General features: G+C 30.5%; 23 protein-coding genes. 8 read left to right on the top strand and 15 right to left on the bottom strand.

Going from position 1 to position 25,192, the window contains the following annotated elements; all coding sequences use genetic code 11:
* Positions 1-38: 38 nt before the first annotated feature.
* Positions 39-659 (bottom strand): L-threonylcarbamoyladenylate synthase, encoded by a 621-nt coding sequence (locus B3578_RS12735; protein WP_219034359.1) that lies wholly within the window; start codon positions 657-659, stop codon positions 39-41.
* Between the two features lie 63 nt (positions 660-722).
* The gene (locus tag B3578_RS12730) at positions 723-1,598 is read right to left on the bottom strand and encodes a DUF808 family protein (RefSeq protein ID WP_115000953.1); all 876 of its coding nucleotides are present in this window, start codon (positions 1,596-1,598) and stop codon (positions 723-725) included.
* 197 nt (positions 1,599-1,795) lie between these two features.
* On the opposite strand from B3578_RS12730, the gene B3578_RS12725 reads away from it, so the two are divergent.
* The 6 genes from B3578_RS12725 (at position 1,796) to B3578_RS12700 (ending at position 6,653) form a co-directional block, all read left to right on the top strand.
* On the top strand, positions 1,796-2,380 hold the full coding sequence (locus tag B3578_RS12725) for a Crp/Fnr family transcriptional regulator (RefSeq protein WP_291049211.1): 585 nt from the start codon (positions 1,796-1,798) through the stop codon (positions 2,378-2,380).
* Positions 2,381-2,434: 54 nt separating this feature from the next.
* Positions 2,435-2,869, top strand: coding sequence for a carboxymuconolactone decarboxylase family protein (locus B3578_RS12720; protein ID WP_291049208.1), 435 nt, complete (start codon positions 2,435-2,437; stop codon positions 2,867-2,869).
* Positions 2,870-2,962: 93 nt separating this feature from the next.
* On the top strand, positions 2,963-3,676 hold the full coding sequence (locus B3578_RS12715; protein WP_115000956.1) for an AAA family ATPase: 714 nt from the start codon (positions 2,963-2,965) through the stop codon (positions 3,674-3,676).
* A gap of 9 nt (positions 3,677-3,685) precedes the next feature.
* The gene (locus tag B3578_RS12710; protein ID WP_286495182.1) at positions 3,686-4,171 is read left to right on the top strand and encodes a GNAT family N-acetyltransferase; all 486 of its coding nucleotides are present in this window, start codon (positions 3,686-3,688) and stop codon (positions 4,169-4,171) included.
* Positions 4,172-4,250: 79 nt separating this feature from the next.
* Complete coding sequence (locus B3578_RS12705) at positions 4,251-5,288, top strand: sulfite exporter TauE/SafE family protein (RefSeq protein ID WP_286495183.1); 1,038 nt, start codon at positions 4,251-4,253, stop codon at positions 5,286-5,288.
* Between the two features lie 81 nt (positions 5,289-5,369).
* The gene (locus B3578_RS12700) at positions 5,370-6,653 is read left to right on the top strand and encodes an MFS transporter (RefSeq protein WP_280061172.1); all 1,284 of its coding nucleotides are present in this window, start codon (positions 5,370-5,372) and stop codon (positions 6,651-6,653) included.
* Positions 6,654-6,723: 70 nt separating this feature from the next.
* Here the strand turns inward: B3578_RS12700 and B3578_RS12695 are convergent, their stop codons facing one another.
* Positions 6,724-9,108: an outer membrane beta-barrel family protein gene (locus B3578_RS12695; RefSeq protein WP_291049202.1), complete on the bottom strand. Its 2,385-nt coding sequence runs from the start codon at positions 9,106-9,108 to the stop codon at positions 6,724-6,726.
* A 165-nt stretch (positions 9,109-9,273) separates the two neighbouring features.
* On the opposite strand from B3578_RS12695, the gene B3578_RS12690 reads away from it, so the two are divergent.
* Positions 9,274-9,828, top strand: a complete 555-nt coding sequence (locus B3578_RS12690) for a DUF4303 domain-containing protein (RefSeq protein ID WP_084106915.1) — start codon at positions 9,274-9,276, stop codon at positions 9,826-9,828.
* Positions 9,829-9,867: 39 nt separating this feature from the next.
* Here B3578_RS12690 and rpoN read toward each other — a convergent pair whose 3' ends face one another.
* The 11 genes from rpoN to B3578_RS12635 all read right to left on the bottom strand — a co-directional run bounded on the left by rpoN (position 9,868) and on the right by B3578_RS12635 (position 21,590).
* On the bottom strand, positions 9,868-11,340 hold the full coding sequence (gene rpoN / locus B3578_RS12685; RefSeq protein ID WP_115000980.1) for an RNA polymerase factor sigma-54: 1,473 nt from the start codon (positions 11,338-11,340) through the stop codon (positions 9,868-9,870).
* Between the two features lie 81 nt (positions 11,341-11,421).
* A complete protein-coding gene (gene asnS, locus B3578_RS12680; RefSeq protein WP_125349294.1) occupies positions 11,422-12,870 on the bottom strand; it encodes an asparagine--tRNA ligase in 1,449 nt (482 codons plus the stop codon).
* Positions 12,871-13,033: 163 nt separating this feature from the next.
* Entirely contained in the window at positions 13,034-13,471 is a 438-nt protein-coding gene (locus B3578_RS12675) for a hypothetical protein (protein ID WP_280051165.1), read from the bottom strand.
* A gap of 58 nt (positions 13,472-13,529) precedes the next feature.
* The gene (locus tag B3578_RS12670) at positions 13,530-15,941 is read right to left on the bottom strand and encodes a DUF5686 family protein (protein ID WP_291049194.1); all 2,412 of its coding nucleotides are present in this window, start codon (positions 15,939-15,941) and stop codon (positions 13,530-13,532) included.
* Positions 15,942-16,017: 76 nt separating this feature from the next.
* Positions 16,018-16,572, bottom strand: coding sequence for a ribosome recycling factor (gene frr, locus B3578_RS12665; RefSeq protein WP_115000990.1), 555 nt, complete (start codon positions 16,570-16,572; stop codon positions 16,018-16,020).
* A gap of 8 nt (positions 16,573-16,580) precedes the next feature.
* Positions 16,581-17,291 (bottom strand): UMP kinase, encoded by a 711-nt coding sequence (gene pyrH, locus B3578_RS12660; protein ID WP_115000992.1) that lies wholly within the window; start codon positions 17,289-17,291, stop codon positions 16,581-16,583.
* Between the two features lie 50 nt (positions 17,292-17,341).
* On the bottom strand, positions 17,342-18,109 hold the full coding sequence (locus tag B3578_RS12655; protein ID WP_221855403.1) for a TatD family hydrolase: 768 nt from the start codon (positions 18,107-18,109) through the stop codon (positions 17,342-17,344).
* Positions 18,099-19,088, bottom strand: a complete 990-nt coding sequence (locus tag B3578_RS12650) for a GSCFA domain-containing protein (protein WP_221855401.1) — start codon at positions 19,086-19,088, stop codon at positions 18,099-18,101. Before B3578_RS12650 ends, B3578_RS12655 begins: the two co-directional genes overlap by 11 nt.
* Positions 19,089-19,091: 3 nt before the next feature.
* Positions 19,092-20,063, bottom strand: coding sequence for a polyprenyl synthetase family protein (locus B3578_RS12645; RefSeq protein ID WP_115000998.1), 972 nt, complete (start codon positions 20,061-20,063; stop codon positions 19,092-19,094).
* 39 nt (positions 20,064-20,102) lie between these two features.
* Complete coding sequence (locus tag B3578_RS12640; RefSeq protein WP_115001000.1) at positions 20,103-20,600, bottom strand: hypothetical protein; 498 nt, start codon at positions 20,598-20,600, stop codon at positions 20,103-20,105.
* Entirely contained in the window at positions 20,601-21,590 is a 990-nt protein-coding gene (locus B3578_RS12635; protein WP_115001001.1) for an LLM class flavin-dependent oxidoreductase, read from the bottom strand. It abuts the gene before it with no gap.
* Between the two features lie 363 nt (positions 21,591-21,953).
* Here B3578_RS12635 and B3578_RS12630 point away from each other — a divergent pair, with 363 nt between their 5' ends.
* Entirely contained in the window at positions 21,954-23,666 is a 1,713-nt protein-coding gene (locus B3578_RS12630; protein ID WP_286495188.1) for a transcriptional regulator, read from the top strand.
* Between the two features lie 54 nt (positions 23,667-23,720).
* Here the strand turns inward: B3578_RS12630 and tyrS are convergent, their stop codons facing one another.
* Entirely contained in the window at positions 23,721-24,923 is a 1,203-nt protein-coding gene (tyrS, locus tag B3578_RS12625) for a tyrosine--tRNA ligase (protein ID WP_291049184.1), read from the bottom strand.
* Positions 24,924-25,192 lie beyond the last annotated feature (269 nt).

Raw genomic sequence — 25,192 nt, 5'->3', positions numbered from 1 at the left:
GAAATCCTTTTTTGGTTTTATATAATTAATGTTGAATCCTATAAATAATCTTCAATATCACCCTTACCTTCACGTAAAACCTCTACTCCATCCGTCATATCAACAACAGTAGACGCAATATTATCTCCATAACCACTATCAATGACAGCATCTACAAGCTTCTCCCATTTTTCAAAAATCAATTCAGGATCTGTTGTATATTCTACAATTTCATCTTCATCATAAATAGAAGTTGAAGCAATAGGATTTCCTAATTTTTCGACAATCATTTGCGGAACAGCATGATCTGGAACACGAATACCAACCGTTTTTTTACCTTTGTAAGCAACAGGTAAATTGCGCGATGCATTCATGACAAATGTAAAAGGACCTGGTAAAGCGCGTTTCAAAATTTTGAACGTACTGTTATCAATTGGTAAAGTATATTGTGACAAATGGCTTAAATCATTACAAACAATAGAAAAATGAGATTTTTCAAGTTTAACACCTTTCAATCGAGCAAGTTTCTCCATTGCTTTAATATTCGTAATATCACATCCTAATCCATACACAGTATCGGAAGGATAAATAATTAAACCTCCATTTTGTAAAATCTTAACCACTTGATCAATCGCTTTTTCTTGTGGATTTTCTGGATGAATTCTGATATAATCTGCCATTTGTAAATCTTTATTCAAAGATACGAAATAGTTAACAATTCTTTTCGAAATCTATTCTATCTCCTAACCTTTAGCTAAACCTATTATTTTCTTAACTATTGTGACAAGTACCACAACCAATAATCCTGCAATCAAAGCAATCAAAGCTTCGCTAATCATCATTGGAATTGCTGTAGGTAAATGATGATGAATATAATCGATGTTATGAACAAATATCCCACCTGAAACCAATAAAAGTGCAACAGTCCCTACAAATCCTAAAATTTTGATCACATAAGGTAATGCGTCAACCAAAAAATGTCCTAATTTAGAAACAGCTCCTTTGTCGTGTGATGCTTTTATCAGTTTAAAACCTGCATCATCCATACGAACAATTAAGGTTACAATCCCGTAAACACCAATGGTTGCTAAAATTGCAATAAACGAAACTGTAAAAACTTGTGTCAACATTGGTTGTTCCAAAACTGTACTCAATGCAATAATCACAATTTCTATCGAAAGAATAAAGTCCGTAATAATTGCAGATTTCACTTTTGATTTTTCCGAGACTTGCTTCTTATCTTCTACTTTATCTTCATGAATAACTTCTGAACCTTTTTTTGGACGGTGAAAAATAAACTCGATTATCTTCTCTACACCTTCAAAAGCTAAATAAAAACCTCCCAAAATCAAAACATATTTTATGACCTCTGGCATGTAATGATTTAGTGTCAAAACAATTGGAACAATGATCAATTTATTGATAAAAGAGCCTTTTGTAATTGCCCATAAAACTGGTATTTCGCGCGAAGATAAAAATCCCGTTGCTTTCTCAGCATTTACAGCCAAATCATCTCCTAAAATCCCTGCTGTTTTACTCGCTGCTACTTTACTTGTAACCGCTACATCATCCATCAATGCTGCAATATCATCTAAAATTGCAAATATTCCTGAAGCCATATTATTGTTATTTTTTGGTTCGTAAAAGTAAAAAATAATGTCAAATCTTTATAGATTATTTTTATGTTCTTTCGACGATTCATTTCAAGCAAATTGCACTCCAAATTCTGACTATAAACCTGATTAATTTTAAACTAAATTAAGTCCTTTCGGAAACTAATCATTAATTTTAAAGAGAAATATATTAAGCTTATAAAATGGAAAATTCTTTCGGTCAGTTAAAGAAACATATTCAAATTTTCACTTCAATTTCTGAAGAAGAATTTCACGATTCAGTCCAATATTTTGAAAAATTTTCGGTGAAGAAAAAAGAAATGATTCATAAAGCTGGAACAGTTTGTACGTACAATTATTTTATTATTTCTGGATGTATTCGATTATTATTCATCAATGAAAAAGGTGTAGAACAAACCATTGATTTTGCTATCGAAAATTGGTGGTTGACAGATTCGTTTTCTTACATTAATCAACAAATTTCTGAGTTTTATATTCAAGCTGTAGAAAATGCAATTATTATGAAAATGAGTAAAACAAACGAAGAAATTTTATGCGAAAAACATCCTATTTTCAATTCGTATTTCAAACAAATTTATCAAAAAGCAAATGCTGCTGCTCAAATGCGTTCCAAATATTTGAAAGAGTTTTCGAAAGAGGAGTTTTATCTTCACTTCAAGAAAAATTTTCCTGAGTTTTTACAACGTGCTCCTCAATATTTATTATCTTCTTATTTAGGCTTCACACCCGAATATTTAAGCGAAATCCGAAAGAAAGAGTTTTCTTAAACCAGTTTAATTTTTTTGAATAAATAATCGACGAACTTAGTTAAAAATTAAGAAATGAAATCACGATTAAACATTCAAAAATTAGAACCAAAAACTTACGAAGCAATGTATGGTTTAGAGAATTTTTTAGCAAATTCTGAATTAGATAAATTGCATTTAGAACTTATTAAAATTAGAGCTTCACAAATCAATGGTTGCGCTTTTTGCATTAATATGCACACCAAAGACGCGATGAAATTAGGCGAAACAAATCAACGTATTTTTTTGTTGAATGCATGGCGAGAAACGACACTTTTTACAGAAGAAGAACGTGTAATATTGGCGATGACCGAAGAAATTACAAATATCAGTCAACATGGTTTATCAGAAGAAACTTATCAAAAAGCATTAACACTTTTTTCTGAAAATTATATTGCGATTATCATTATTGCAATTACCACGATTAATGCTTGGAATAGAATTGCAATCAGTTCTCATATGACGGTTTAAAATTTTAGCTTCAGAAATCTGAAGCTTTTTTTGTGCTAAAAATCGGCTTTCGGATTAAAATAGTTTATTTTTGAGTCTTGAAGTAAAATTGATATGAATATTTACGATTTAATTGTTGACGATAAGGAAGAAATTTCTTTGAATGATGTTTTTTTAGATGATCAAAATCTTGCTCAAGTAAAACAACTTATCAAAGAACATAGATATATAGAGGAATTGAGTAAATATAATTTACCTGTCAATAATAAAATTTTGTTGCATGGATTTTCAGGTTGTGGAAAAACAACAACTGCAAAAGCAATTGCAAATGAAATCGGAAAACCAATATTGATTTTGAATTTAAGTAATATTGTTTCATCAAGAATTGGTGAAACTTCGCAAAATATTCGAATGCTTTTTGATAAAGCTGCTCGTGAAAAAGCAATTCTATTTTTGGATGAGTTTGACCAAATCGGAAAAGCGCGTGGAAATGATGACAAAGATGTTGGCGAAATGCGTCGTTTAGTGAACACAGTAATTCAATTAATTGATTATTTGCCACAAAATTCGTTGTTGATAGCCGCAACAAATCATCCACATATTATTGATGTTGCATTGTTGAGAAGATTTCAATTAAAAATTGATTTCAAAATGCCAACTTCTGAAATGTTAGATGTTTATTATGATAAACTTTTAAACGATTTACCAAAAGATATTCAATCACTCAAACGAAAATATAACGTTTCATTTGCAGAAGCTAAAGATTATGCACTTACAAACGCAAAAGCATTACTGATTGAAAAATTAGAACGTCAAGCAAATTCTTAAAACCAAAATATGGAAGACGAATTAATTTATTTCAGAGAACTTTTGGACACTGATGTAGCACGACTTTTCGAAATTTATTCGAATGCAAAAGCCATGAAATACCGCGAAACCGCTCCAATGAAAACAATCGAAGATTCGTACAAAATGCTGGAAAGAGATAAAGAAAAAAAGAATTCTGGATATGAATTTCGTTTTGCTGTTATCGAAAAATCTTCTGAAACCTTGATTGGTACTGTGATGTTTCAACCTGTTCACGACAAAGCGATTATTGGCTATTCGATTGATGAACAATTTTGGAACAGAGGTTACGCAACACGAATCATCAATCTGATTTCGAAAGAGTTGAAATCGAGAAAATATATGCTGATTGAAGCTTGGGTGAAAAAAGAAAATATCGCCTCGTCTAAAGCCTTATTAAAAAATAATTTTCAACAGATTTCGCAAACAATTTATCCGAAAAATCATCTTTTTCAATTAAGATTTACTTATTCTTAAGTTTTACTTAAGATAAGTCTTTAAGCATTAATTTCTAAAATCATCGTCCTAATTTTGTAACAGAATAAAATTTCTGGTCATGATTTTTACTATTTTTCTCCTATTTATTGGAGCTATTTTAGCATTTTGGATAAGTGCAATTTGTGGCGGTGGCGCAAGTTTAATCTTAATTCCAATCCTCAATCTTATTATTCCAACTTCGTTAGTCCCTTTTTCTTTAACAATCGGAACATTTACAAGTTCTGCCTCTCGAATAGCGGCTTTCAGAAAATCTGTACATTGGAAAATCTTCTTTTGGTTCGTGCCATTTTCGATTCCAGCAGTTTTAATGGGCGCTTATTTAATCAAATTTATCAACCCAATTTATTTACAAATTATTGTAGCTGTATTATTGATTTCAAATGTTCCACAATTATTTCTAAACAAAAAACAACAAGACAATGAAGAAAAACCTTCACCAAAATATATTTTGGCCATTGTTGGTTTTTTAGCTGGATTCGTTTCTGGAATAACAGGAGCAATAGGTTTATTATTCAATAGATTTTATTTAAAATATGGATTAACAAAAGAAGAAATTATTGCAACGCGAGCTGCCAACGAAATTATACTTCATATCATAAAATTAATCATTTATATTGTTCTTGCTTTATACTCAAAGAACGCATTATTACTTGGATTGACGATTGCAATTGCCTCAATTATTTCTTCTTATACGGTCAAATATATTTTACCTTATTTTAGCGATTTTATTTTCAGAAAAGTTGGCTATGCAGCGATGGTTATTTCTGGAATTACACTTTTTTATACAAGTTCCCAAAAAATCATTCAAGAAGATAAAGTTCAACTTACAACAACAAGTAAAGGTGACGAAAATGAAACCACTTTAAAATGGCGAAACAGCGATTTTGTGATGGAATATTCGTTAGATGGTGAATTTGAGATTGAACGTCCAATTCAACCGAATGAATTACCTAAAAATTTATTAAAGAAATACAATGAAATTTTACCTAATTACGATAAAATCCATCTCGAAAAAGTATTCAGAATTGGAGAAGATAGTTATGAGTTTTATTGTTACAAAGACAATAAACTGACCAAATTTGAACTGAAAGAATAGAAGATTGAACAATTAATTTTTACGAAACATTATTTTTGATAAATTATTCTTAAGTTTAACCAACATTACTATAAAAAATTTATGAATACAAAAGATAATCCCAAACTAATACGAGCTTGGATTTCTTACGACTGGGCAAATTCTGTTCATTCTTTAGTTATTGCCTCTGCTATTTTTCCGGTTTATTACACTTTAATGACCTATGATGCGAACGATCACCCAATTAAATTTTTAGGATTATTACCAGAGTCCGCATTCAATTTTTCATTGGCAATTGCTTTCTTTTTTGTGATTGTTTTGTCTCCTGTTTTATCTTCAATTGCAGATTTAATCGGAAATAAAATAAAATTTCTTCGCTTTTTTTGCTATTTAGGATCTTTCTCATGCATCGGAATGTTTTTCTTTACATCAAGCGATTTAGTTTGGTTAGCTTTATTACTCAATATCACTGCAAGCATAGGTTTTTGGGGAAGTTTAGTTTTTTACAACGCCTATTTACCAGAAATTGTCTCAGACGAAAAAATGGACAAAGTTTCGGCGCAAGGTTATATGTTTGGTTATATTGGTTCTGTCATTTTATTGACGATTTGTTTGGCAATGATACAATTCGCCCCAGAAGAACAACAAGCAATGTTTACTCGAATAAGTTTCTTATTAACAGGAATTTGGTGGTTAGGATTTGGACAAATTGCATTAAGTAAATTACCAAACCACAAATATGATCGCGAAATTCCAAAAGATATCATCAAATCGAGTTTTAGAAATTTAAAACATACCTTCAAAGATCTTAATCAATACAAAAATATTCGTGTTTTTTTGGCTGGATTTTTCTTTTACAGTTTAGCAATGCAAACTATCTTTTTGATGGCGGCAATGTTTGGAAGTTCAGAAATAGGAATGGAATCTTCAGAATTGATTATGACCATTTTATTAATTCAAATTGAAGCTGTTTTAGGTGCATGGTTATTCTCTTTTCTATCAGGAAAAATAGGAAATAAGAAAACCTTATTAATCGGGATTTTTATCTGGATTATTACATGTATTATTGGTTATTTGATTAATAAAAATGATCCTAATGTAAAAACTCAATTTTACGTAATGGCTGCAATGGTTGGTCTTGTAATGGGAGGTTTGCAAGCTTTATCACGTTCTACATACGCCAAATTATTACCAGAAACAGAAGATACTACAACCTATTTTAGCTTTTACGATGTTTTCGAAAAATTTGCCTTATTTTTAGGTTTAGTTATTTATGGATTATTGATTGAATATTCTGGCGGAATGAAAGCTTCGGCACTTGCAATGGGCGTTTCGTTTGCGATTAGTTTCGTTATTTTATTGTTCTATAAAATGGAAAAGAAGTAAAGTCATTTATATCAAATAAAAAAATAAACCCCAATATTTTAAATCAATATTGGGGTTTATTTTTAACAATTTACAATCTTCCTTTTTCCGAACTACTTTTTGATTGTTCTATTGTGAATGATTTTCCGAAATTGTATCGAATTCCAACACGATAATAGCGAGCGGATTGTCCTGTATAAACAAATTTTGTATCGTTACTAAAACTTTGATCTTGCCAAGCTCTATCTTTAAATACATTGTTCACATTAAACGAAACCTCGAATTTTTTATCCAAAAATAACGCTCTCAAACCAAAAGCTGTACTCCAATTAGCGCGACTTCTTGACATGGCATCAATTGTTTTTGTTGTATAATTTGTGGTATGATTAAACAATAATGTTTTCGATTTATTCAATTCTAAATTATTTGTCAAACGAAATTCTCCATTAAATCCATCCAATACATAATTGTATTCAGGAATAATTCCTTTTGTTTTCTTGTAATACAAATCAATCGTTCCATTGACTTTCCACCATTTTACAAGCTTGAAATTTAGATTTTCACTAATTCCAAAACTCTCCGAATCAGCATAATTATATGGAATCCAATTTTGTGTATTTTCTGTTGGATTTACAACCACAATTTGATTGATTTCATCCGTAGAATTTCTGTAATATAATGTTGTAACTGCCAAATCTTTGTATGCATATTCCAACTCATAATTATACGAATAAGAAGGTTTTAATTTCGGATTTCCTTCGGCAAAAGAATAAGGAGAATAAATGGTACGAAACGGATTCAATTGTCCCATAAAAGGTCGATCAATACGACGCCCAACATTAATACTTAACGAATGATTTTCAGCAGGTTTATACATCAAATAAGCGGTTGGAAATAATCCATCATATTTATAGGTATCATGTTGATTTTCTTGCGGAGAAAAACCTTTTGCATCTGTATTTTCGTATCTCAAACCAACTTTTGCAGACCATTTTTCTGAAATATCTTTTTCAATACTCGCATAAAAAGCCAAAATATTTTCGTCATAATAAAAACCATTACTCAACTTTTCATCATAAACAGGCGACCCAGAAGATGTGTTGTAAAATAAATTATCGCTATTATTTTTCGTCCAACTATAACGTCCACCATAATTTAGTTTCCAAGTATTAACGGGATGTTCCATATCAATATTCAAACTATAATTATTTGCTTTTTGGTCGGACAAACTTTTATTTCCTTGATATTCTGTTTTATTTTCAACATCTTCTGAATTAAAAAATCGGTTTGAAGTTACACTTGTATTGTTATTATTAAAATTTACCCAATCAAAATCAAATGTCAGTTTTTTTCCGATCGTATCCATTTTATAAATCACATGATAATTCAGCGTATTGTATTTCGTGTTTCCTTTGCTTCCATTTCGATCATTCAGAATATAACTCAACAATTCATTTTTATCCAAACTATTTATCGTTGTTTTCGTGCCACCAGTTCCTTTTCGATTTCCAGCATATAAATCAACCGTAAAACCAGTCGTCAATTTATCTGAAACTTTATAATCCAATCCTAATTTTCCGCCAATATTTCTATTTTTTCCACTATTTTTTTCTCTTTCAGTCCAAACTTCATTAGTCTTTCTAAAATAAATATCAGATTGTCCAATTCCATCATATTCACCAAAACCACCAAAAATATTCGAAACTAAAGTCCATTTATTTTTTCGGTAATTAAACGATGCACTATTGTTCCAATATGGTTTGTTATAATGTTGCAATGATGACGACAAACTTCCATTCCACGAGTCTTTTTTGCCTGATTTCAGTACAATATTGAGAATTCCACTATTTCCTATTGCTTGATATTTTGCGGGTGGATTTGTAATTACTTCAATTTTCTCAATATCATCTGCACGAAGCGTTTTTAAATAATTTGTCAATTGATCACCAGACATTTCCAATAAACGATCGTCCACCATCACACGCAAATTACTTTTACCAATTATCGAAACTACATCATTATCAACCTTTACACGAGGCGCCAATTTTAGCAAATCTAATGCATCTCCGCCTTTTGCTCCCTCCGCTAAATCAGCATTAAAAACAAGTCGATCAACTTTCTTTTCTATTAATTTTTTCTGACTCTTTACAACTGTTTCATTTAATGTAATATTTTCAGTTTTAGGAAGAATAATAACGCCTAAATCCTGATTTTTTCCACATAAAATCGTTTGAGTATGAAGCAAAACACCAGCTTCTTCTATTCGAAACATATAATTTCCTTCGGCTAAATCAACTGTAAAACTTCCTTTATCATCAGTTGAAATTTCTTCAATAATTTGATCATCTTTCAGAATAATCACATCTGCTAGACTAACAGGCATTTGATTCGTATATTGCAAGCTTCCTTTATATTGTTGTTGCGCAAAAATCGAGGTCGAGGCAAATAATAAAATTGGTATATATAATTTAGACATATTAGGTTTGTTTACTATAATGACGTGTGAATTACAGAAAAGTTACATAGAAAATGAATAATAATTGAATTTGTCTTTAAAAAATAAATTAACAATGATTTAATATTTAAAGAATTTTACTACATTTCAAAAAATAATTTTAACCGATTAAAAAAATATAAATGAATGGATTTTAATGAATTAAAAAACAAATTAGTGCAATCAACCAAACAAGCCTTTTTGAAAATTTATAACGAAAATCCTTCCCAAGACCTTTACGCTTTTGCCTTGTGCAATAACGACTCGAAAATAGCTATTCATCCTTCGGCAAATTCTGTAGAACATTTGGAAAAAGTTTCGGATGAAGACGATTTTTGTTACTACAAATACGAGCCTTCTGAATGGAAATATGATTATTTAGGAGCTGAAAATTCTTTTCAAGAAATCAATCAAATGTGTAAAGAAATCGTTGATGAACACGACGATGACGAAGATTGGTTTTATCAATTTCAGAATAAAATTAATGAAAAATGTATCGAAGTTTTAGAAGAATTAAAGAATGAAAATTTCTTTTCTAAATTAATTGGTAAAGATATTTTCTTAAACTTTTCTGTAATTGATGATGATTTGAACAAAGAAAAACAACAAAAAATTATTACGCAATTGAATGATAATTCGTACAAAGAAGATTATTTTGAATGGATGACAACTTGGGGTAAAAACAAAAAAAGAGCTTTATAAAAAGCTCTTTTTTTGTTTGATAATATTTCTTCTAAAAGTTTAGATTTCTTTTCTCAATCTCGCAACCGGAATATTTAGTTGTTCGCGATATTTTGCAATTGTACGACGAGCAATTGGATAACCTTTTTCTTTTAAAATTTCGGTTAATTTTTCGTCTGTCAAAGGTTTACGTTTGTCTTCATCTGCAATTACATCTTGTAAAATTCGTTTAATTTCGCGCGTCGAAACTTCTTCACCTTCATCATTTGTTAACGATTCTGAGAACAAATCTTTTATCAAAAATGTTCCGTAAGGCGTTGTGACATATTTAGAATTCGCTACACGAGAAACTGTCGAAATATCCATTCCAATTCTGTCTGAAATATCTTTTAAAATCATCGGTTTAATTTTCGTTTCATCTCCTGTTAAGAAATACTCTTTTTGAAATTTCATAATCGCTTCCATCGTGTATAAAAGCGTGTTACGGCGTTGCTGAACCGCATCAATAAACCATTTCGCAGAATCTAACTTTTGTTTGACAAACATCACAGCTTCTTTCTGTTGATTCGATTTATTTTCGGTTTTTTTGTATGTATCTAACATTTCTGCAAACGCACTCGAAATTTTCAATTCTGGTACATTACGTCCATTTAACGACAATTCTAAATCGCCATCGTTGATATGAATCGTAAAATCTGGCGTTATTTGCTCTACAATTTTACTACTACTCGAAAATGATTTTCCTGGTTTTGGATTCAAACGTTCAATCTCCGAAATTGCATCACGCAACTCATCATCATCCGCATCATATTTTGCCATCAATTTCGAATAATGCTTTTTCGTAAATGCATCAAACGATTCTGAAATTAATTTTTCTGCTAACTCTACTGCTTCTGTTTGATTTTTATTTTCTAATTGAATCAATAAACATTCTTGCAAATCACGCGCACCTACACCAACTGGATCCATTCGTTGAATATAATTAATCAACAAATTTTCGACCTCTTCTGGCGAAGTGTAAATATTTTGCGAGAATGCTAAATCGTCAACCAACGATTTAATATCACGACGCATATAACCATCATCGTCAATATTTCCTAAGATAAATTCAGCAATTTGAAATTGTTCCGAAGTTAATCGATTCGTATATAATTGTGATGTCAAAAACTCGATAAAGCTCTCTCCTTGAGCGTAAGGAACAGATTTATCTTCGTCATCATCACTATAATTATTCGTATACGTTTTATAATTTGGGATGTCATCATCGCTCAAATAATCATCAATATTGATGTCACTTGTGTCAATCACTTGCTCGTCGCCAAAATCATCACTCTGATTGTCCCATTCTTCCTGTTCTCCTCCGTAATCTTCATCATATTCAGAAGATTGATCATCCAAAGCAGGGTTTTCTTCCAACTCTTCCTTTACGCGTTGTTCAAAAGCAACCGTAGGAAGTTGAACCAACTTCATTAATTGGATTTGTTGTGGCGATAGTTTTTGTTGTAATTTTAAATTTAATTCCTGCTTTAACATATTTTGGGTTTTGGCTTATATAAAAAACGGATTTAGCTTAAAGTTACAATTTTTAAGCATAAATCCGTAAAAATATTTTGATTAAAATTCAGCGTTATTCGGTGTTCTAGGGAAAGGAATTACGTCACGAATGTTACCCATTCCTGTAACGAATAATACCAAACGCTCTAAACCTAAACCGAAACCTGAATGTGGCACAGAACCGAAACGTCTTGTGTCACGGTACCACCATAATTCTTCTTTATCAATTCCGAATTTTTCCATTTTTTCGTCTAAAACTTCTAAACGCTCTTCACGTTCAGAACCTCCGATAATTTCTCCGATTCCAGGGAATAAAACGTCCATTGCGCGAACTGTTTTTCCATCATCATTCATACGCATGTAAAATGCTTTGATTTCTGCAGGATAATCAAATAAAATAACTGGCGTTTTGAAATGTTTCTCAACTAAATAACGTTCGTGTTCTGATTGTAAATCTGCTCCCCAACCTTCGATTGGATATTTGAATTTACCTTTTTTATTTGGTTTAGAATCTTTTAAGATATCTATTGCTTCTGTATAAGTTAAACGAATGAATTTGTTATTTAAAACATATTCTAAACGCTCAATTAAACCTAATTCAGAACGCTCTGCTTCTGGTTTTTGTTTTTGTTCTTTGTCAAAACGTTCAGCTAAGAATTTCAAATCATCTTTACACGTTTCCATTGCATAAGTGATAACAGATTTCATAAAATCTTCTGCCAAATCCATATTTTGATCTAAACGGAAAAACGCAACTTCTGGCTCAATCATCCAGAATTCAGCTAAGTGACGAGAAGTATTCGAGTTTTCTGCACGGAAAGTAGGTCCAAATGTATAAATTTTCCCTAATCCCATTGCTGCTGTTTCTCCTTCTAACTGTCCAGAAACCGTTAAGTTAGTCGATTTACCAAAGAAATCTTGTGTATAATCTACTTTACCTTCTTCATTTTTAGGTAAGTTTTCCATATCCAAGTTTGTGATATGAAACATCTCTCCTGCTCCTTCAGCATCAGATCCTGTAATAATTGGCGTGTTGATGTAAACGAATCCATTTTCGTTGAAATACTTGTGAATCCCGAACATTAACGCGTTACGAACACGCATAGTTGCAGCAAAAACATTTGTTCTGAAACGTAAATGTGCTTGCTCACGCAAAATCTCTAAACTGTGTTGTTTTGGTTGTAAAATTGTTCCTTTTAAATCATCAGATGGCGCAGTTCCTAAAATTTTGATTTCTTTCGCAACAATTTCAATCTCTTGACCAGCTCCTTCACTTTCTACCACTTCTCCTTTTACTTGTAAAGAAGCTGCTGTAGAAATTTGTTTTATAATTGATTCGTCAAAATTTTCGAAATCTACTACTACTTGAATATTATTAATTGTAGAACCGTCATTCAACGCGATGAAACGATTACTTCTGAACGATCTTACCCATCCATTTACAACTACTTCCTGTAGCAACAAATCCTTGCCTTTTTCTAATAAGGCTTTAATTCCGTACGATTGCATAATTTTTTAATTTATCCTTACAAATTTAGTTATTATTTAAAGTTATAAAAATTATAGGCATAATTTTTGCGAATATTTTTCAACCAACCTAAAAATCCTTTACAATTTCAATGAAAATGTAAAGGATTTTTGATTTTAGTTTATTTTTTGAAGTGAAATTATTCTAGTTCTTAGATTCAAAACGCAAAAGAAGTTCATTTATTCTTTGAATAAGAACTTTATCAGAATTATTATTTTGAATTAAATAATCTACATAATTTTTTAATTCGTAAAATTGACTATCAGTTTTAATTTGATCTTTCTCAATTATCTTTTCGATTCTTTTAAAATATGATTCAAAAATATCAATGTCATAATTGGTTGTCTTTATCAAATATTCATTAAAACCAAAATCTCTATCTTCGATAAAATCAGACGTTAAATCTTTAAACCAGTTTTTTAAAATAGTTAATTTTCTTTTTGAATAATACTCCTCTGTTTGAGTTTTTAGACGAATATATTCATCTTTCATTTCATTATTAAAAGCAAGATGAACAATATAATAATCTATAGTCGCAAGTACTAAATCTCTATATTTTTTAAGTTCAAACTCTTTATTCATAAATTTAAATCAATATATACGATTCTGAAACGAGTCCAGAATGACAAAATCTAAATACCTACAAAAAATTCAAATTTACAGTTAATTTTAAATAGAAATTATCTTGGAATTTTTCTTCTGAATAAGCACCTAAACGGTAAAATGCTCCCAATCCAAATGTTTTGAAAATTAAATTATTTACTTCAACTCCTGTTTCGTGGTAATAATGATTCAATGTTTTGAAATCTAAATTTTGATGATCTGTTTTATCTTTCATATCACCTAAAACTCCACGGTAAACGAATTGTGGGAAAATAATTTTGTTTCCGACTTTAACGCCAGCAAAAATATGTTTCAATTGAAAGGATACAAATCGATCCGAATAAAATTCTCCAGGACGCATTGTTTCGAAATTTGTTAAACCTCCTACTCCAAAGTTTGCAAAATCATTACGTTTTGCGTTTCCTTGTCCTTCGAACAAGTTCATCAACGGCATTTTTCCTTCAACCCAACCCGCATTTACATTGAAATTTGTTTTACCAACTCGCGTATCGAACACATCAAAATAAGAAATATTGAAACGAAGTGGATCATAATCAGAATTGAAAATATCCCAATATTTCGTCAACATTGCATAGAAAACAGATTTCCCGCTATTCACCGTCACTTTTCCGTAAGGCGTGCGGATAAACTTGTCTTTTGGTGCAAAACGGATCGCTAATTGCGTATTATACAAATCGTACCAACCTATATTATTCAGGAAAGAATAATCAAATTCTGCTTGTTGTTTTTCATAATTTGCCGAAATATTGAAGGTTACATTCTTGAAAATATCTTGCTCATATCCAAAAGAATAATGTTTATACGAAAAATATTCGTGATTATAAATATTACTAAAAGCTCCAGAAATTAGACGTGTATAATTCGATTGTAATAAAATTGGCGTTTTCCCAGAAGCCGAAACATCTTGCGAGTATTTTGCAAAAATTCGACCCGAATAAGGCTTATTTACATAATAATCTCCACCAAATCCAAACTTGAATGTTTCATCTTTGAAACCATAAGCTGAATACGCATTCAACGAATATTTATCGCTCCAATTTTCATTTGTATTAAACGCGGCACCAAGTCTAAAACCTTCGTAATCATTAAACGCTAAGATTTTTGTTAAATCTAAATCAACTTTTCCTAATGATAATTTCCCACCAGAATTGATGATTCTCATCAATTTCATTTGACGTTCTAACTTATATTTATCGCCAATACTATCAATTGTCGTATAAGTATTTCGCTCTTTGTTTGATAATGACGAATCGCGGTAATCTTCCATCACATTGTCCCATTTCTTTTCGTTCATATTTTGAAAAGAAATTTCGTCTTCGTAACCTAAAAATTCGTTGCGTTTGAAATGTGCTGGATTTTGAATATCCTTGAAAGTTGTTTCAAGATTAATCCAAATTTTTTCTTTTTTATCAATAAAATCATCATCGGATAATTTCTCTGTAATCTTAAAATTACCAGCTTCCATGCGATATTTTTGTTGATTTGGAATCCAAGAACCATTATTCAATTTCCAATCTGCTTCTAATTCTGCAACATAATTTGAAATCGTATTTTCTGCTTCAATTTTGATTAAAGCATACGTTCTATCATCAATCCAAAGTGTTCCTTTAATTTGTCTTTTATCCGTTTTGATTGAAGGGAAAAAGCTAATAACAGCCGTTTTTCGCCCATCAATAAAAATATCCTCTTTGAAACCATAACGGTAATGCGAAAGACCTTCTCGACTTACTGGATTAATAATTCCTTTGAAGAAAAAATTGATTTTATCTTGATCAAAATTGAACGCAATTGGTTGCATCGCCAAATATTCGTACAAAGGCGAACGCATTCCAGAAATACGAGAAGATTGCACGATATTTTTTAGTCCAAAACGCTTCGAAACTTTATGATCCATTGCACGTTCTCCCAAAAATAAATGACTGTTGTCTAACAATTTTTTCCATTGATTATTGACAGAATCTTTGTGATTTTGAGGTTGAATGATAAACGGAATCGAATCGTTATTTACTGTACTCCAAAATTTAGTGTATGATTTTAGGAAAATATTTCCTCCGTTTCTGATTGTATTTTTGGATTGATTGCGAATTGCTTTGATAATCAAATTACGACCAACAGAATCATTTGTCGTAAAACTAACCTCATCCAAACTAATGAAAGAAGGTTTCATCATAATTCCCACCAACTTTTTACCATCAGTCTGAATACTTTCTGAGAAATATCCGTTTTTGATTATATCAATAAAATGAACAGAATCATTGATATCCAATTCTCCTAATTCGTCTGTTTGACCAAGAAATTGTTTGGTATCGCTGTAAACATTAGCACCAGTTAAACGAAATTCGTCTTGAGCATCGAATACTCTCACTTTAATTTGAGCAAATGTGGCAATTGAAATACAGAAATTTAGCAGGAATATATAGTTCTTCATCTTTTGAAATTGATTATGCAAATAAATAAAAAAAGCAGCGAAACGCTGCCTTAAAATATTTTTTTTTCAAGAAAGATTAAACTTTCATGATTTCAGCTTCTTTTTTCGTTAAAGCTTCTTCTAATTTCTTAGAAAACTTGTCTGTTAATCCTTGAACACGTGTTTCGTAATCTTTCACCATGTCTTCAGAAGCTTCTTTTACAGCTTTTAACGCTTTGTTCGCATCTTGACGTGCATTACGAAGAGAAATTTTAGCAGTTTCCATATCCGATTTGGCCATTTTCACCAACTCTTTACGACGTTCTTCTGTTACTGGAGGAATACTGATAATAATTGTATCTCCATTGTTAGAAGGTGCAAAACCTAAATTAGCATTGATGATTGCTTTTTCAATTTCATGAATTAAATTTCTCTCGTATGGTTGAATGCTCAATGTCATTGCATCTGGTGTATTTACATTTGCAATTTGAGTTAACGGAGATAAACTTCCGTAGTAATCAACACGAACTGAACTTAACATTGCAGGAGTAGCTTTACCTGCTCTTAATTTGTCGAATGCAACCTCTAAGTGACTTACAGTTCCCTGCATTTGCTCCTTAGCCGTTTCTAAAATAATATCTAATTCTTCCATTTCGGGATTTATTTATTTGTTACTAGAGTACCTACGTTATCTCCTAAAATTAATTTTTTCAAGTTACCATCTGTATTCATATCAAATACAATAATAGGTAAATTATTTTCTTCACTCAAAGTAAAAGCTGTCATATCCATTACTTTTAAGTTTTTATCGTAAACTTCTTGATAAGAAATTGTTTCGAATTTCTCTGCTGTTGGATCTTTTTCTGGATCTGCAGTATAAATTCCATCAACACGAGTTCCTTTCAAAATAACATCAGCTTGCGTTTCAATTGCTCTCAAAACGGCTGCTGTATCTGTTGTAAAATATGGATTTCCTGTTCCTGCACCAAAAATTACGACACGACCTTTTTCTAGATGACGCGTAGCTCTTCTTTTGATAAATGGTTCTGCGATTTGCTCCATACGAATAGCCGTTTGTAAACGTGTATTAACACCAGCATCTTCCAAAGCTCCTTGCAATGCCATACTGTTAATCACAGTTGCCAACATTCCCATATAATCTCCTTGTACACGATCCATACCAGAAGCAACACCTTGTACACCTCTAAAAATATTACCACCTCCGATTACGATTGCCACTTCGCAACCAAGTTCAGCAACTTCTCTAATTTGTTGCGCATATTGTTTCAGCATATTTGGATCAATACCATATTGTAAATCTCCCATTAATGCTTCACCACTCAATTTAAGTAATATTCTTTTGTATTTCATCTTGTCAAAGGTTTTCTTTTGCAAATATAATTTTTCTATTCTGATTTATCCTAACGTTCGAAAATGTCAAACGCATTTTTTGTTGTAATTGCTGCAATTTCAGCTGGTGTTTGATGGTAAATATCAACCAACTTATCGCAAACATGTGTCAAATAACTACTTTCATTTCGTTTTCCACGAAACGGAACTGGCGCTAAATAAGGTGAATCTGTTTCGAGAACGATATGTTTGATATCAAAATCACCTAAAAATTGATCTATTTTACCATTTTTAAAGGTTACAACTCCACCAATTCCTAATTTCAAATTGAAATCTATTGCGCGTTGTGCATCTTCTTTTGTTCCTGAAAAACAATGAAAAATTCCGAATAATTTTTCATCTTTCACTTCTTCTAACACTTCAAAAACTTCATTGAAAGCATCTCGACAATGAATGATAATTGGTAAATTCTTTTCTTTTGCCCATTCAATTTGCATTTTAAATGCATCTTGTTGCGTTTGTAAAAATTCTTTTTCCCAATACAAATCAATTCCGATTTCGCCAATTGCTTTAAATGGTCGTTTATCAATCCATTCGCGCACATGAGCCAATTCGTCTTCTATTGTATCTGGATGAACCGAACACGGATGCAAACCCATCATCGCAAACATCGAATCTTGGTGAGCAGCTTCTAACGCCAACATTCTATCCGTGTAACTTTTATCAATTGCTGGCAAATAAAATCGCTCTACTCCATTTTGCTTTGCTCGCGCAATTACTTCATCTATATCATTCTCAAATTGCTCCGAATATAGATGTGTATGTGTATCAATTAACATGTTTTATTTTTGATTTCAAAAGTTCATTTTCAACTGAAAAATCAAGTTGATTTCCTTTTTCTAATTCATTCATCAATGTAATCGTTTTTACTAAAAATTGTTGATAATTGTCTGATCCTTCATTAAAAGGGCGATGATTAATTGCTGAAATAACTTTATTTATTTTTTGAATAATTGTTTGCGTTGATTGCTCGAAATAAGTTTCTGAAAACTTTTCCCAAATATAATCAACGGCTTGTTTCGATGGATGAATCAAATCTTCTTTGAAAAAACGATAATCTCTCAAATCATCTAAAACTAATTCATATGACGGGAAATATTCAACTTGATTATTTTGAAGACTTAATTGATATAAAGCATCCAACAGTCTAGCTTTACTTACATTATTTTCGATCATTCCATCTTTTGTATGACGAACAGGACTAACTGTTGTAATGATGCGAATAGTTGGATTAATTTTCTTCAAATCTGAAACAATCAATTCCAACGATTTTAGATTATCTTCTGTTGTTAATAATCTTTTTTCAAATTGTTTTGCCTCAACTTTATGACAATTCGCGACAACTTGATTTGAAGTTTTCCATTCATAAATCCACGATGTTCCCAATGTAATCATCAACACATCACAAGAATGAATGTAATCATGAACCTGATTGATTGTTGAATTTAATTCCTCTAAAACAGCTTCTTTCGTCAACGCATTAAACGACGAATGTACATCGAAACAGAAAAATTCTTCTCCGTTTTGATGTACATCAGTTATTGTAAAATATTTTTTATGAATGCTTCTTTCTATTAAATTTTGAATGGAATGTGAATTAAAAATCACTCCAAATGGATTAATTAATCCATCAAACTTTAAATCGGTCAAACGCTTTCCAATTTCATCTGAAAAACAAGAACCTATCGTCAATATTTTGTGTTGATGATTGAGTTTAAAATCAGAAGATTGAATTTGAAAAGACGTTCGAAATTGCATTTTTTATCCTTGTCGATCAATTAAAACTTCGCTTAATTCTCTCAAATAAGATTTACGTTCTTCTGGAACATCAATTTGATCCAAATAGCTGTGCGCTTTATTCGTATATTCTCTAATTAACGTTGAAAGTTTACGGTTAACATTCAGTTTTCTGAATAATTTTTCTACCGCATATACCTTATCGATATTATCTGTATTTGAACTATACCAATATAATAATTCCTCTTTTTCTTCTTCGTTTGCCGCTTCTAAAGCAGAAATGTAAAGAATCGTTTTCTTATTCTCGAAAATATCTCCAGCGTGTTTTTTACCTAAATGTTCAAGGCTACCAAAAACATCCAAATAATCATCTTTCAATTGATACGCGATTCCTAAATTCAAACCATATTGGTACAATTTATCTGAATCCTCCTCCGAAGCATTTCCAATCATTGCGCCTAATTTCAAAGCACAACCAAGTAAAACACTCGTTTTTAGAGAAATCATTTTGATGTAATCTTCGTATGAAACATTCAATTTTGTTTCATAATTCACATCCAATTGCTGTCCTTCACAAACTTCTAAAGCAGTTTTAGAAAATAATCTTGTCGAACGTTTAAATAATTCTGGTTCTAAATCTTCTAAATATTGATATGCTTTTACCAACATCGCATCACCAGAAAGAATCGCTGTATTTAATCCAAATTTTTCGTGAACTGTTGGTTTACTTCTTCTTAATGAAGCATTGTCCATAATATCGTCGTGCATCAACGAAAAATTATGAAAAAACTCAATCGCTAACGAAGGTTTCAACGCTTTTTCAACTTCACCATCAAACAAATCAGTTCCCAATAAAGTCAAAATTGGACGAATTCTTTTACCACCAATATTCAAAATATAATCCATCGGTTCGTATAATTCTTCTGGATTTTTAGAAAATGGATTTTTATCGATTGTTTCGGCAATTAATTCGTGAAATTTATCAAATGAGTACATAGTTTGATTTTTGTAAAAATTAAGTTTTGGCAAATATAACTAAGAATGATTGATTTTGGGTTGTTTTCTTTTATTTTTGATTGAACCTAAAAATTCGTTTCCGACAATCAAATACAAAAGAATTTGACCAATAATCGCCGCAATAAAATAAGGATGACCTTTTTGTAAAACAATCTCAGCACTTTGCAGCAAAGGAATTGTCCAAAAATAAGTGGAAACAATTACTAAAAGCAACGCATTAAGCCTAAAAATCCAGATTTTATTCATTTTATATGTTCCGAAATGGATAAATAAAGCGCCCAAAAAAGTATAAGCCAATACCTCAAAAAATTCATTCAGCACAAATTGTTCTCTAAATAAGCCAAAAATATCTTTGTGACTTACAAACAAAAATTCTTCAGGAACAAGATAACTCCAATGGTTTGCAATAAAAAATAAAACAAGATTTAGCATCAAAACAATCGTCAATTGATCTTTGAATTGATCAACAAACATTGAATAATACTTGAACTTTGAGATTGATTTCTTTGATTTCATTTAACGAAATAATTCACTTACAATTTGATACGATTTTCGTTTTGCTTTTTGATCAAAAACATTCGTAGAAACCATAATTTCATCAATTTTAGATTCAAAAATAAATTCATCTAAACTCTGCGCCAAAGCACCTTTACTTCCAATAAAAGACAAAGCTGTCATTCCTTTTAGCATATATTTTTGCTCAGGCGAAGCCAATTCTAATTGTGTTTTTTCGGGTGGAACAATTGGTTGGCGTTTATCGGTAATAATATTCAAAAATCCTTGGTACATCGACATCGATAAATAATGCGCTTCTTCGTCTGTATTCGCCGCAATTACATTGACACAAGCAATCGTATAAGGTTCTTGCAAAAATTCTGAAGGTTGAAATTGAGAACGATAAATCTCTACCGCATTATAAAATTGTTGTGGCGCAAAATGCCCCGCAAATGCATAAGGTAAACCTAATTTAGCCGCCAAAAAAGCCGAATCTGTACTTGATCCCAAAATATAAATCGGCACATTTGCTCCTTCTCCAGGAATCGCACGCACTTTACTTTCTTTATTATCTAAACTAAAATAGTTTTGTAGATTTTTGATTTCAGCTTCGAAATCGTAATTCATAAAATTATCTCCTCTACGCAAAATAGAAGCTGTTAATTGATCAGTTCCTGGCGCACGACCTAAACCTAAATCGATACGATTTGGATAAAGCGCATCCAAAGTCCCAAATTGTTCTGCAACTGATAAAGCAGTATGATTAGGTAGCATTATTCCTCCCGAACCAACTTTAATTCTTGAAGTTCCATTTGCTACATAGCCTATTAATAAAGAAGTTGCCGCGCTCGCTACATTCTGCATATTATGATGTTCAGATAACCAATAACGGCTATACCCTATTTCGTCTACAAATTTTGCGTTATCTAACGTGTTTTTGAACGTTTGATTTAATGTATCTCCTTCTCTTACATAAGCCAAATCCAACACTGAGTAGTTTATTTTTCTCATCCGTTCTTTTCTAATTAAAATATTAAACTAAATTACAAAGAAAAAAATTCAAAAAAAATTCCCCCATAACATACATTATGGAGGAGATAATTTTGTAATTGGATTTATAAATAGGTTTAAGTAGTTGAAGAGTCTAAAATTTTTAATTAATAGTTTGATGATAGATTAGTAATCTTTCGAGATACTTAATTCAAAAATAGATAATAAAAAAAATAAATACTCAATTTAGAGGGGGGACAACTGGGGGGACATTTCATATTCATCTAAATATCAATACTTTGAAAATGAAGTAAAACATAAAAATAATTCAATTTTTTGTTAAGATTTACAATTTTTTCGGTCTATATTTGAAAAAATAATATATTGAAAGTTTCTATTTTTTTTACGCTCCTACTCTTTCCTTTTTTATTTTTATCATCATTTAGTTCTATTAGTAAAAATGATGAACGTATTCTTATTGAAAAAATCATCGAACAGAATAAAAATGTGACAGATACTATTCAATTGCAAAATAATTTCAAGAAATTAGATATCTCATCAACTTCTTTTTTATCAAAAAGTCTAAAATCAATTTATCAAGTTTATTTAGCTAATCTCTATGCACAAACCAACGATAAATTAAACAAAAAAAGTAATTCGTTATTTGAGTCTGCATTAAAAGTTTCAAAAAATGTTAACTCACCAGAATTACAAATTTGGGTGAATACACAATATGGGTATTACTATTATAATTTTAGCCAATATCAAAATGCTTATCCATATTTTATGGAAGCATCAAAACTTCTCGACTTAACAAAAGATGAGGATATTTTTTCTAAAAGTGATGTTTACAAAAAGAATGCATTCTACTTTATGAATGTAAAAGAATTTGATAAAAGTGAAAAATATCTTTTGTTAGCTTTAAAATATACCAACAAAAAAGACCACGAATATGGAACAATTCTGAATGCGATTGGTCATGTTTTTATGAATAAAAATAATATTAATAAAGCAAATAATTACTTCGAATTAACAAAAGAATATGCAATTCAAAATAAGGACGAAATTCGATATGCAAAAGCTTTAGGTGATATTGCCTCTATAAATATTCTCAACAAACAGTACGATTTAGCGATTGATAATTTGAAAAAAGATATTGAAATTTCTAAAAAATTAAAAAACGCTCGAAATTTAATGTACGCTAATATTCAATTGGGAAAATTGTACTTGCAATTAAATCGAATTGATGATGCTAAAATAATTTTGAATGAAGCAAAAGAATATGCTTCTCAGAAAATTTATTTGAACAGTTTTGAATATGACATTTATAAAATCTTATTAGAAATTGCTGTAAAAAACAATAATATCAATGAGGAGTTAATTAGCCGAAGAAAACTAGATGAATTGGAGTTAGAGTTGCAAAAAACTGATGGCCAAAATGTGATTAATGAAATTAATTGGAAAATTCAACAAGATAATTTCAACTTTAAATTTGAAGCAGAAAAAGCAGAACAAGAGAAAACAACCATCCTAAAAAATGCATTATTTCTTATTTCTTTTCTATTAATCATTATCATTTTATTTGTAATAATTTCTTATCGTCGAAAAATAAAAATACAAAATTCTACATACGATAATAAAATATTATCTATTCAAAATGAAAAACTTAAATCTGAAAATAAATTAAATAAAACTGCTCAAACTTTAGAATCTTATAAAACTTATTTGTCTGAAAAGAATAAACAAATAGTTACATTAAAAAATGAAATCAATTCTATTTCCAATTCAAGTACCATAAACAAAGAAAAACAATATAATGAATTAGTTAATCTCTTAGATTCGCATTTAATGACAGACGAAAGTTGGGGAAATTTCAAAAATATTTTTGCTCATGAACAAAACGATTTTGTAAAATATCTTTCTCAAAATTTTCCATCTTTAACCGAATCTAATTTGAGAACTATTTATTTGTTAAAATTAGGCTTGAACAATTTAGAAATTTCGCAAATCTTAGGAATTTCGGCTGATTCAGTCAAAAAAGCGAAACAACGCTTAAAAAAGAAATATAAAAATTTTGATCAAATTTTTCAAGATTAAGAAAATAGGAGATAAAAAAGATGATTTACTAAATAGTAAATCATCTTTTCACTATTACTTCAACTCGAAGAAATCTCGTTTTCCTATTTTAATTTTAGTTTCGGTTTTTAATTCAAAATCATCAAAAGCATCCATTTTTTTCTCTCCATTAATTTGTACTGCACCGCTTTCTATCAAACGTCTGATTGCATTTCTCGATAAATCTTTCTTTAATTGATGACAAACATCTAACAATGTAATATTATCATTCTCAAAGTTTAAAGAACTAATTTTAACAACTTCGAAAACTCTATTTTCATCATTTCTTTTCTGAAATTGATTGTTAAAAAATTCTTCTGCTTGTTCAGCTTCATTTACAGAATGGTATTGAATAATAATATTTTTTGCAACTAATTTCTTAATTAACATTGGATTATCTGTTTTTAATCGCTCATTCAAATTCATTTTTTCTTCAATAGAAAAATCCGTTGCTAACGCAATATATTCTTCTAATAAATCATCTGGAATAGACATTGTTTTCCCAAACATTTCATTTGGTTCATCCGTCAAACCAATAATATTATTCAACGATTTACTCATCTTTTCTTTTCCATCGGTTCCTCTCAAAAGTGGCATAGACATTACAATCTGAGCAGCTTCTCCATTGGTTTCTTGCAATTGTCGTCCCATTGTACAATTAAATAATTGATCCGTTCCTCCCATTTCGATATCAGCACTTATCTGAACAGAATCGTATGCTTGTAAAATCGGGTAAACCAACTCATGCATTGCAATCGGCGTATTTTCGGTGAAGCGTTTATTAAAATCATTTCGATGCATCAGTTGTGCAACCGTAACTTTTGACAACAACTGAATAATATCCGAAAAAGGTAAATGATCTAACCAGTCTGAATTAAACACAATTTCAGCCTTATTCACATCAATAATTTTTGACAATTGATTAATGTAGGTTTCCGCATTGTTCTGAACTTGTTCTGCATTCAGCGGTTGACGACTTTTATTTTTTCCTGTTGGATCTCCAATCTGAGCTGTAAAACTCCCAACCAAAATAACTATTTGATGTCCCAAATCTTGAAATTCTTTCAATTTCTTCAATACAACGGCGTGACCAAGATGTAAATCTGGTGCGGTAGGATCAAAACCTAATTTGATTCGTAATGGTCGATTTTCTTTTTCAGCTAATTTTAATTTTTCTTCCAATCCATTTTCTGGTAAAAAAATAGCTACATTTTCCTTTAAACTTTTTAAATTTTCCATGATTTTTTTTAAATAAAAAAAGCCCGAGCAAAACTGCTCGGGCTTGTAGATTATGATTAAATTTTTGACGTACAAAATTAATACGAAGTATACACATAGTCTACCCGAGCAAATATTGTACGATAATAAGTGCTAAAAAACGGTAAACGTAATATGTGTTGCAAAAACTTCATTTATAATGCAAAGGTAAGAATAGTTTTGAGAATAGAAATTTTCGTTCAAAAAATTATCTTAGACAATAATTCTATAGAAAAACCTTTATAAAAGTT

It is taken from the genome of Empedobacter sp. UBA1574 (genome assembly GCF_002322895.1).
Classification (GTDB): Bacteria; Bacteroidota; Bacteroidia; order Flavobacteriales; family Weeksellaceae; genus Empedobacter; species Empedobacter falsenii_B.
The sequence above is the reverse complement of the archived record's forward strand: the minus strand, read 5'-3'. Positions and strand labels throughout refer to the sequence as shown.

What these genes read in the sequence shown, in the direction of transcription:
- B3578_RS12735 (WP_219034359.1), bottom strand. Translation starts at nt 659, where the DNA reads ATGGCAGATTATATCAGAATTCATCCAGAAAATCCACAAGAAAAAGCG.
- B3578_RS12730 (WP_115000953.1), bottom strand. Translation starts at nt 1,598, where the DNA reads ATGGCTTCAGGAATATTTGCAATTTTAGATGATATTGCAGCATTGATG.
- B3578_RS12725 (WP_291049211.1), top strand. Translation starts at nt 1,796, where the DNA reads ATGGAAAATTCTTTCGGTCAGTTAAAGAAACATATTCAAATTTTCACT.
- B3578_RS12720 (WP_291049208.1), top strand. Translation starts at nt 2,435, where the DNA reads ATGAAATCACGATTAAACATTCAAAAATTAGAACCAAAAACTTACGAA.
- B3578_RS12715 (WP_115000956.1), top strand. Translation starts at nt 2,963, where the DNA reads ATGAATATTTACGATTTAATTGTTGACGATAAGGAAGAAATTTCTTTG.
- B3578_RS12710 (WP_286495182.1), top strand. Translation starts at nt 3,686, where the DNA reads ATGGAAGACGAATTAATTTATTTCAGAGAACTTTTGGACACTGATGTA.
- B3578_RS12705 (WP_286495183.1), top strand. Translation starts at nt 4,251, where the DNA reads ATGATTTTTACTATTTTTCTCCTATTTATTGGAGCTATTTTAGCATTT.
- B3578_RS12700 (WP_280061172.1), top strand. Translation starts at nt 5,370, where the DNA reads ATGAATACAAAAGATAATCCCAAACTAATACGAGCTTGGATTTCTTAC.
- B3578_RS12695 (WP_291049202.1), bottom strand. Translation starts at nt 9,108, where the DNA reads ATGTCTAAATTATATATACCAATTTTATTATTTGCCTCGACCTCGATT.
- B3578_RS12690 (WP_084106915.1), top strand. Translation starts at nt 9,274, where the DNA reads ATGGATTTTAATGAATTAAAAAACAAATTAGTGCAATCAACCAAACAA.
- rpoN (WP_115000980.1), bottom strand. Translation starts at nt 11,340, where the DNA reads ATGTTAAAGCAGGAATTAAATTTAAAATTACAACAAAAACTATCGCCA.
- asnS (WP_125349294.1), bottom strand. Translation starts at nt 12,870, where the DNA reads ATGCAATCGTACGGAATTAAAGCCTTATTAGAAAAAGGCAAGGATTTG.
- B3578_RS12675 (WP_280051165.1), bottom strand. Translation starts at nt 13,471, where the DNA reads ATGAATAAAGAGTTTGAACTTAAAAAATATAGAGATTTAGTACTTGCG.
- B3578_RS12670 (WP_291049194.1), bottom strand. Translation starts at nt 15,941, where the DNA reads ATGAAGAACTATATATTCCTGCTAAATTTCTGTATTTCAATTGCCACA.
- frr (WP_115000990.1), bottom strand. Translation starts at nt 16,572, where the DNA reads ATGGAAGAATTAGATATTATTTTAGAAACGGCTAAGGAGCAAATGCAG.
- pyrH (WP_115000992.1), bottom strand. Translation starts at nt 17,291, where the DNA reads ATGAAATACAAAAGAATATTACTTAAATTGAGTGGTGAAGCATTAATG.
- B3578_RS12655 (WP_221855403.1), bottom strand. Translation starts at nt 18,109, where the DNA reads ATGTTAATTGATACACATACACATCTATATTCGGAGCAATTTGAGAAT.
- B3578_RS12650 (WP_221855401.1), bottom strand. Translation starts at nt 19,088, where the DNA reads ATGCAATTTCGAACGTCTTTTCAAATTCAATCTTCTGATTTTAAACTC.
- B3578_RS12645 (WP_115000998.1), bottom strand. Translation starts at nt 20,063, where the DNA reads ATGTACTCATTTGATAAATTTCACGAATTAATTGCCGAAACAATCGAT.
- B3578_RS12640 (WP_115001000.1), bottom strand. Translation starts at nt 20,600, where the DNA reads ATGAAATCAAAGAAATCAATCTCAAAGTTCAAGTATTATTCAATGTTT.
- B3578_RS12635 (WP_115001001.1), bottom strand. Translation starts at nt 21,590, where the DNA reads ATGAGAAAAATAAACTACTCAGTGTTGGATTTGGCTTATGTAAGAGAA.
- tyrS (WP_291049184.1), bottom strand. Translation starts at nt 24,923, where the DNA reads ATGGAAAATTTAAAAAGTTTAAAGGAAAATGTAGCTATTTTTTTACCA.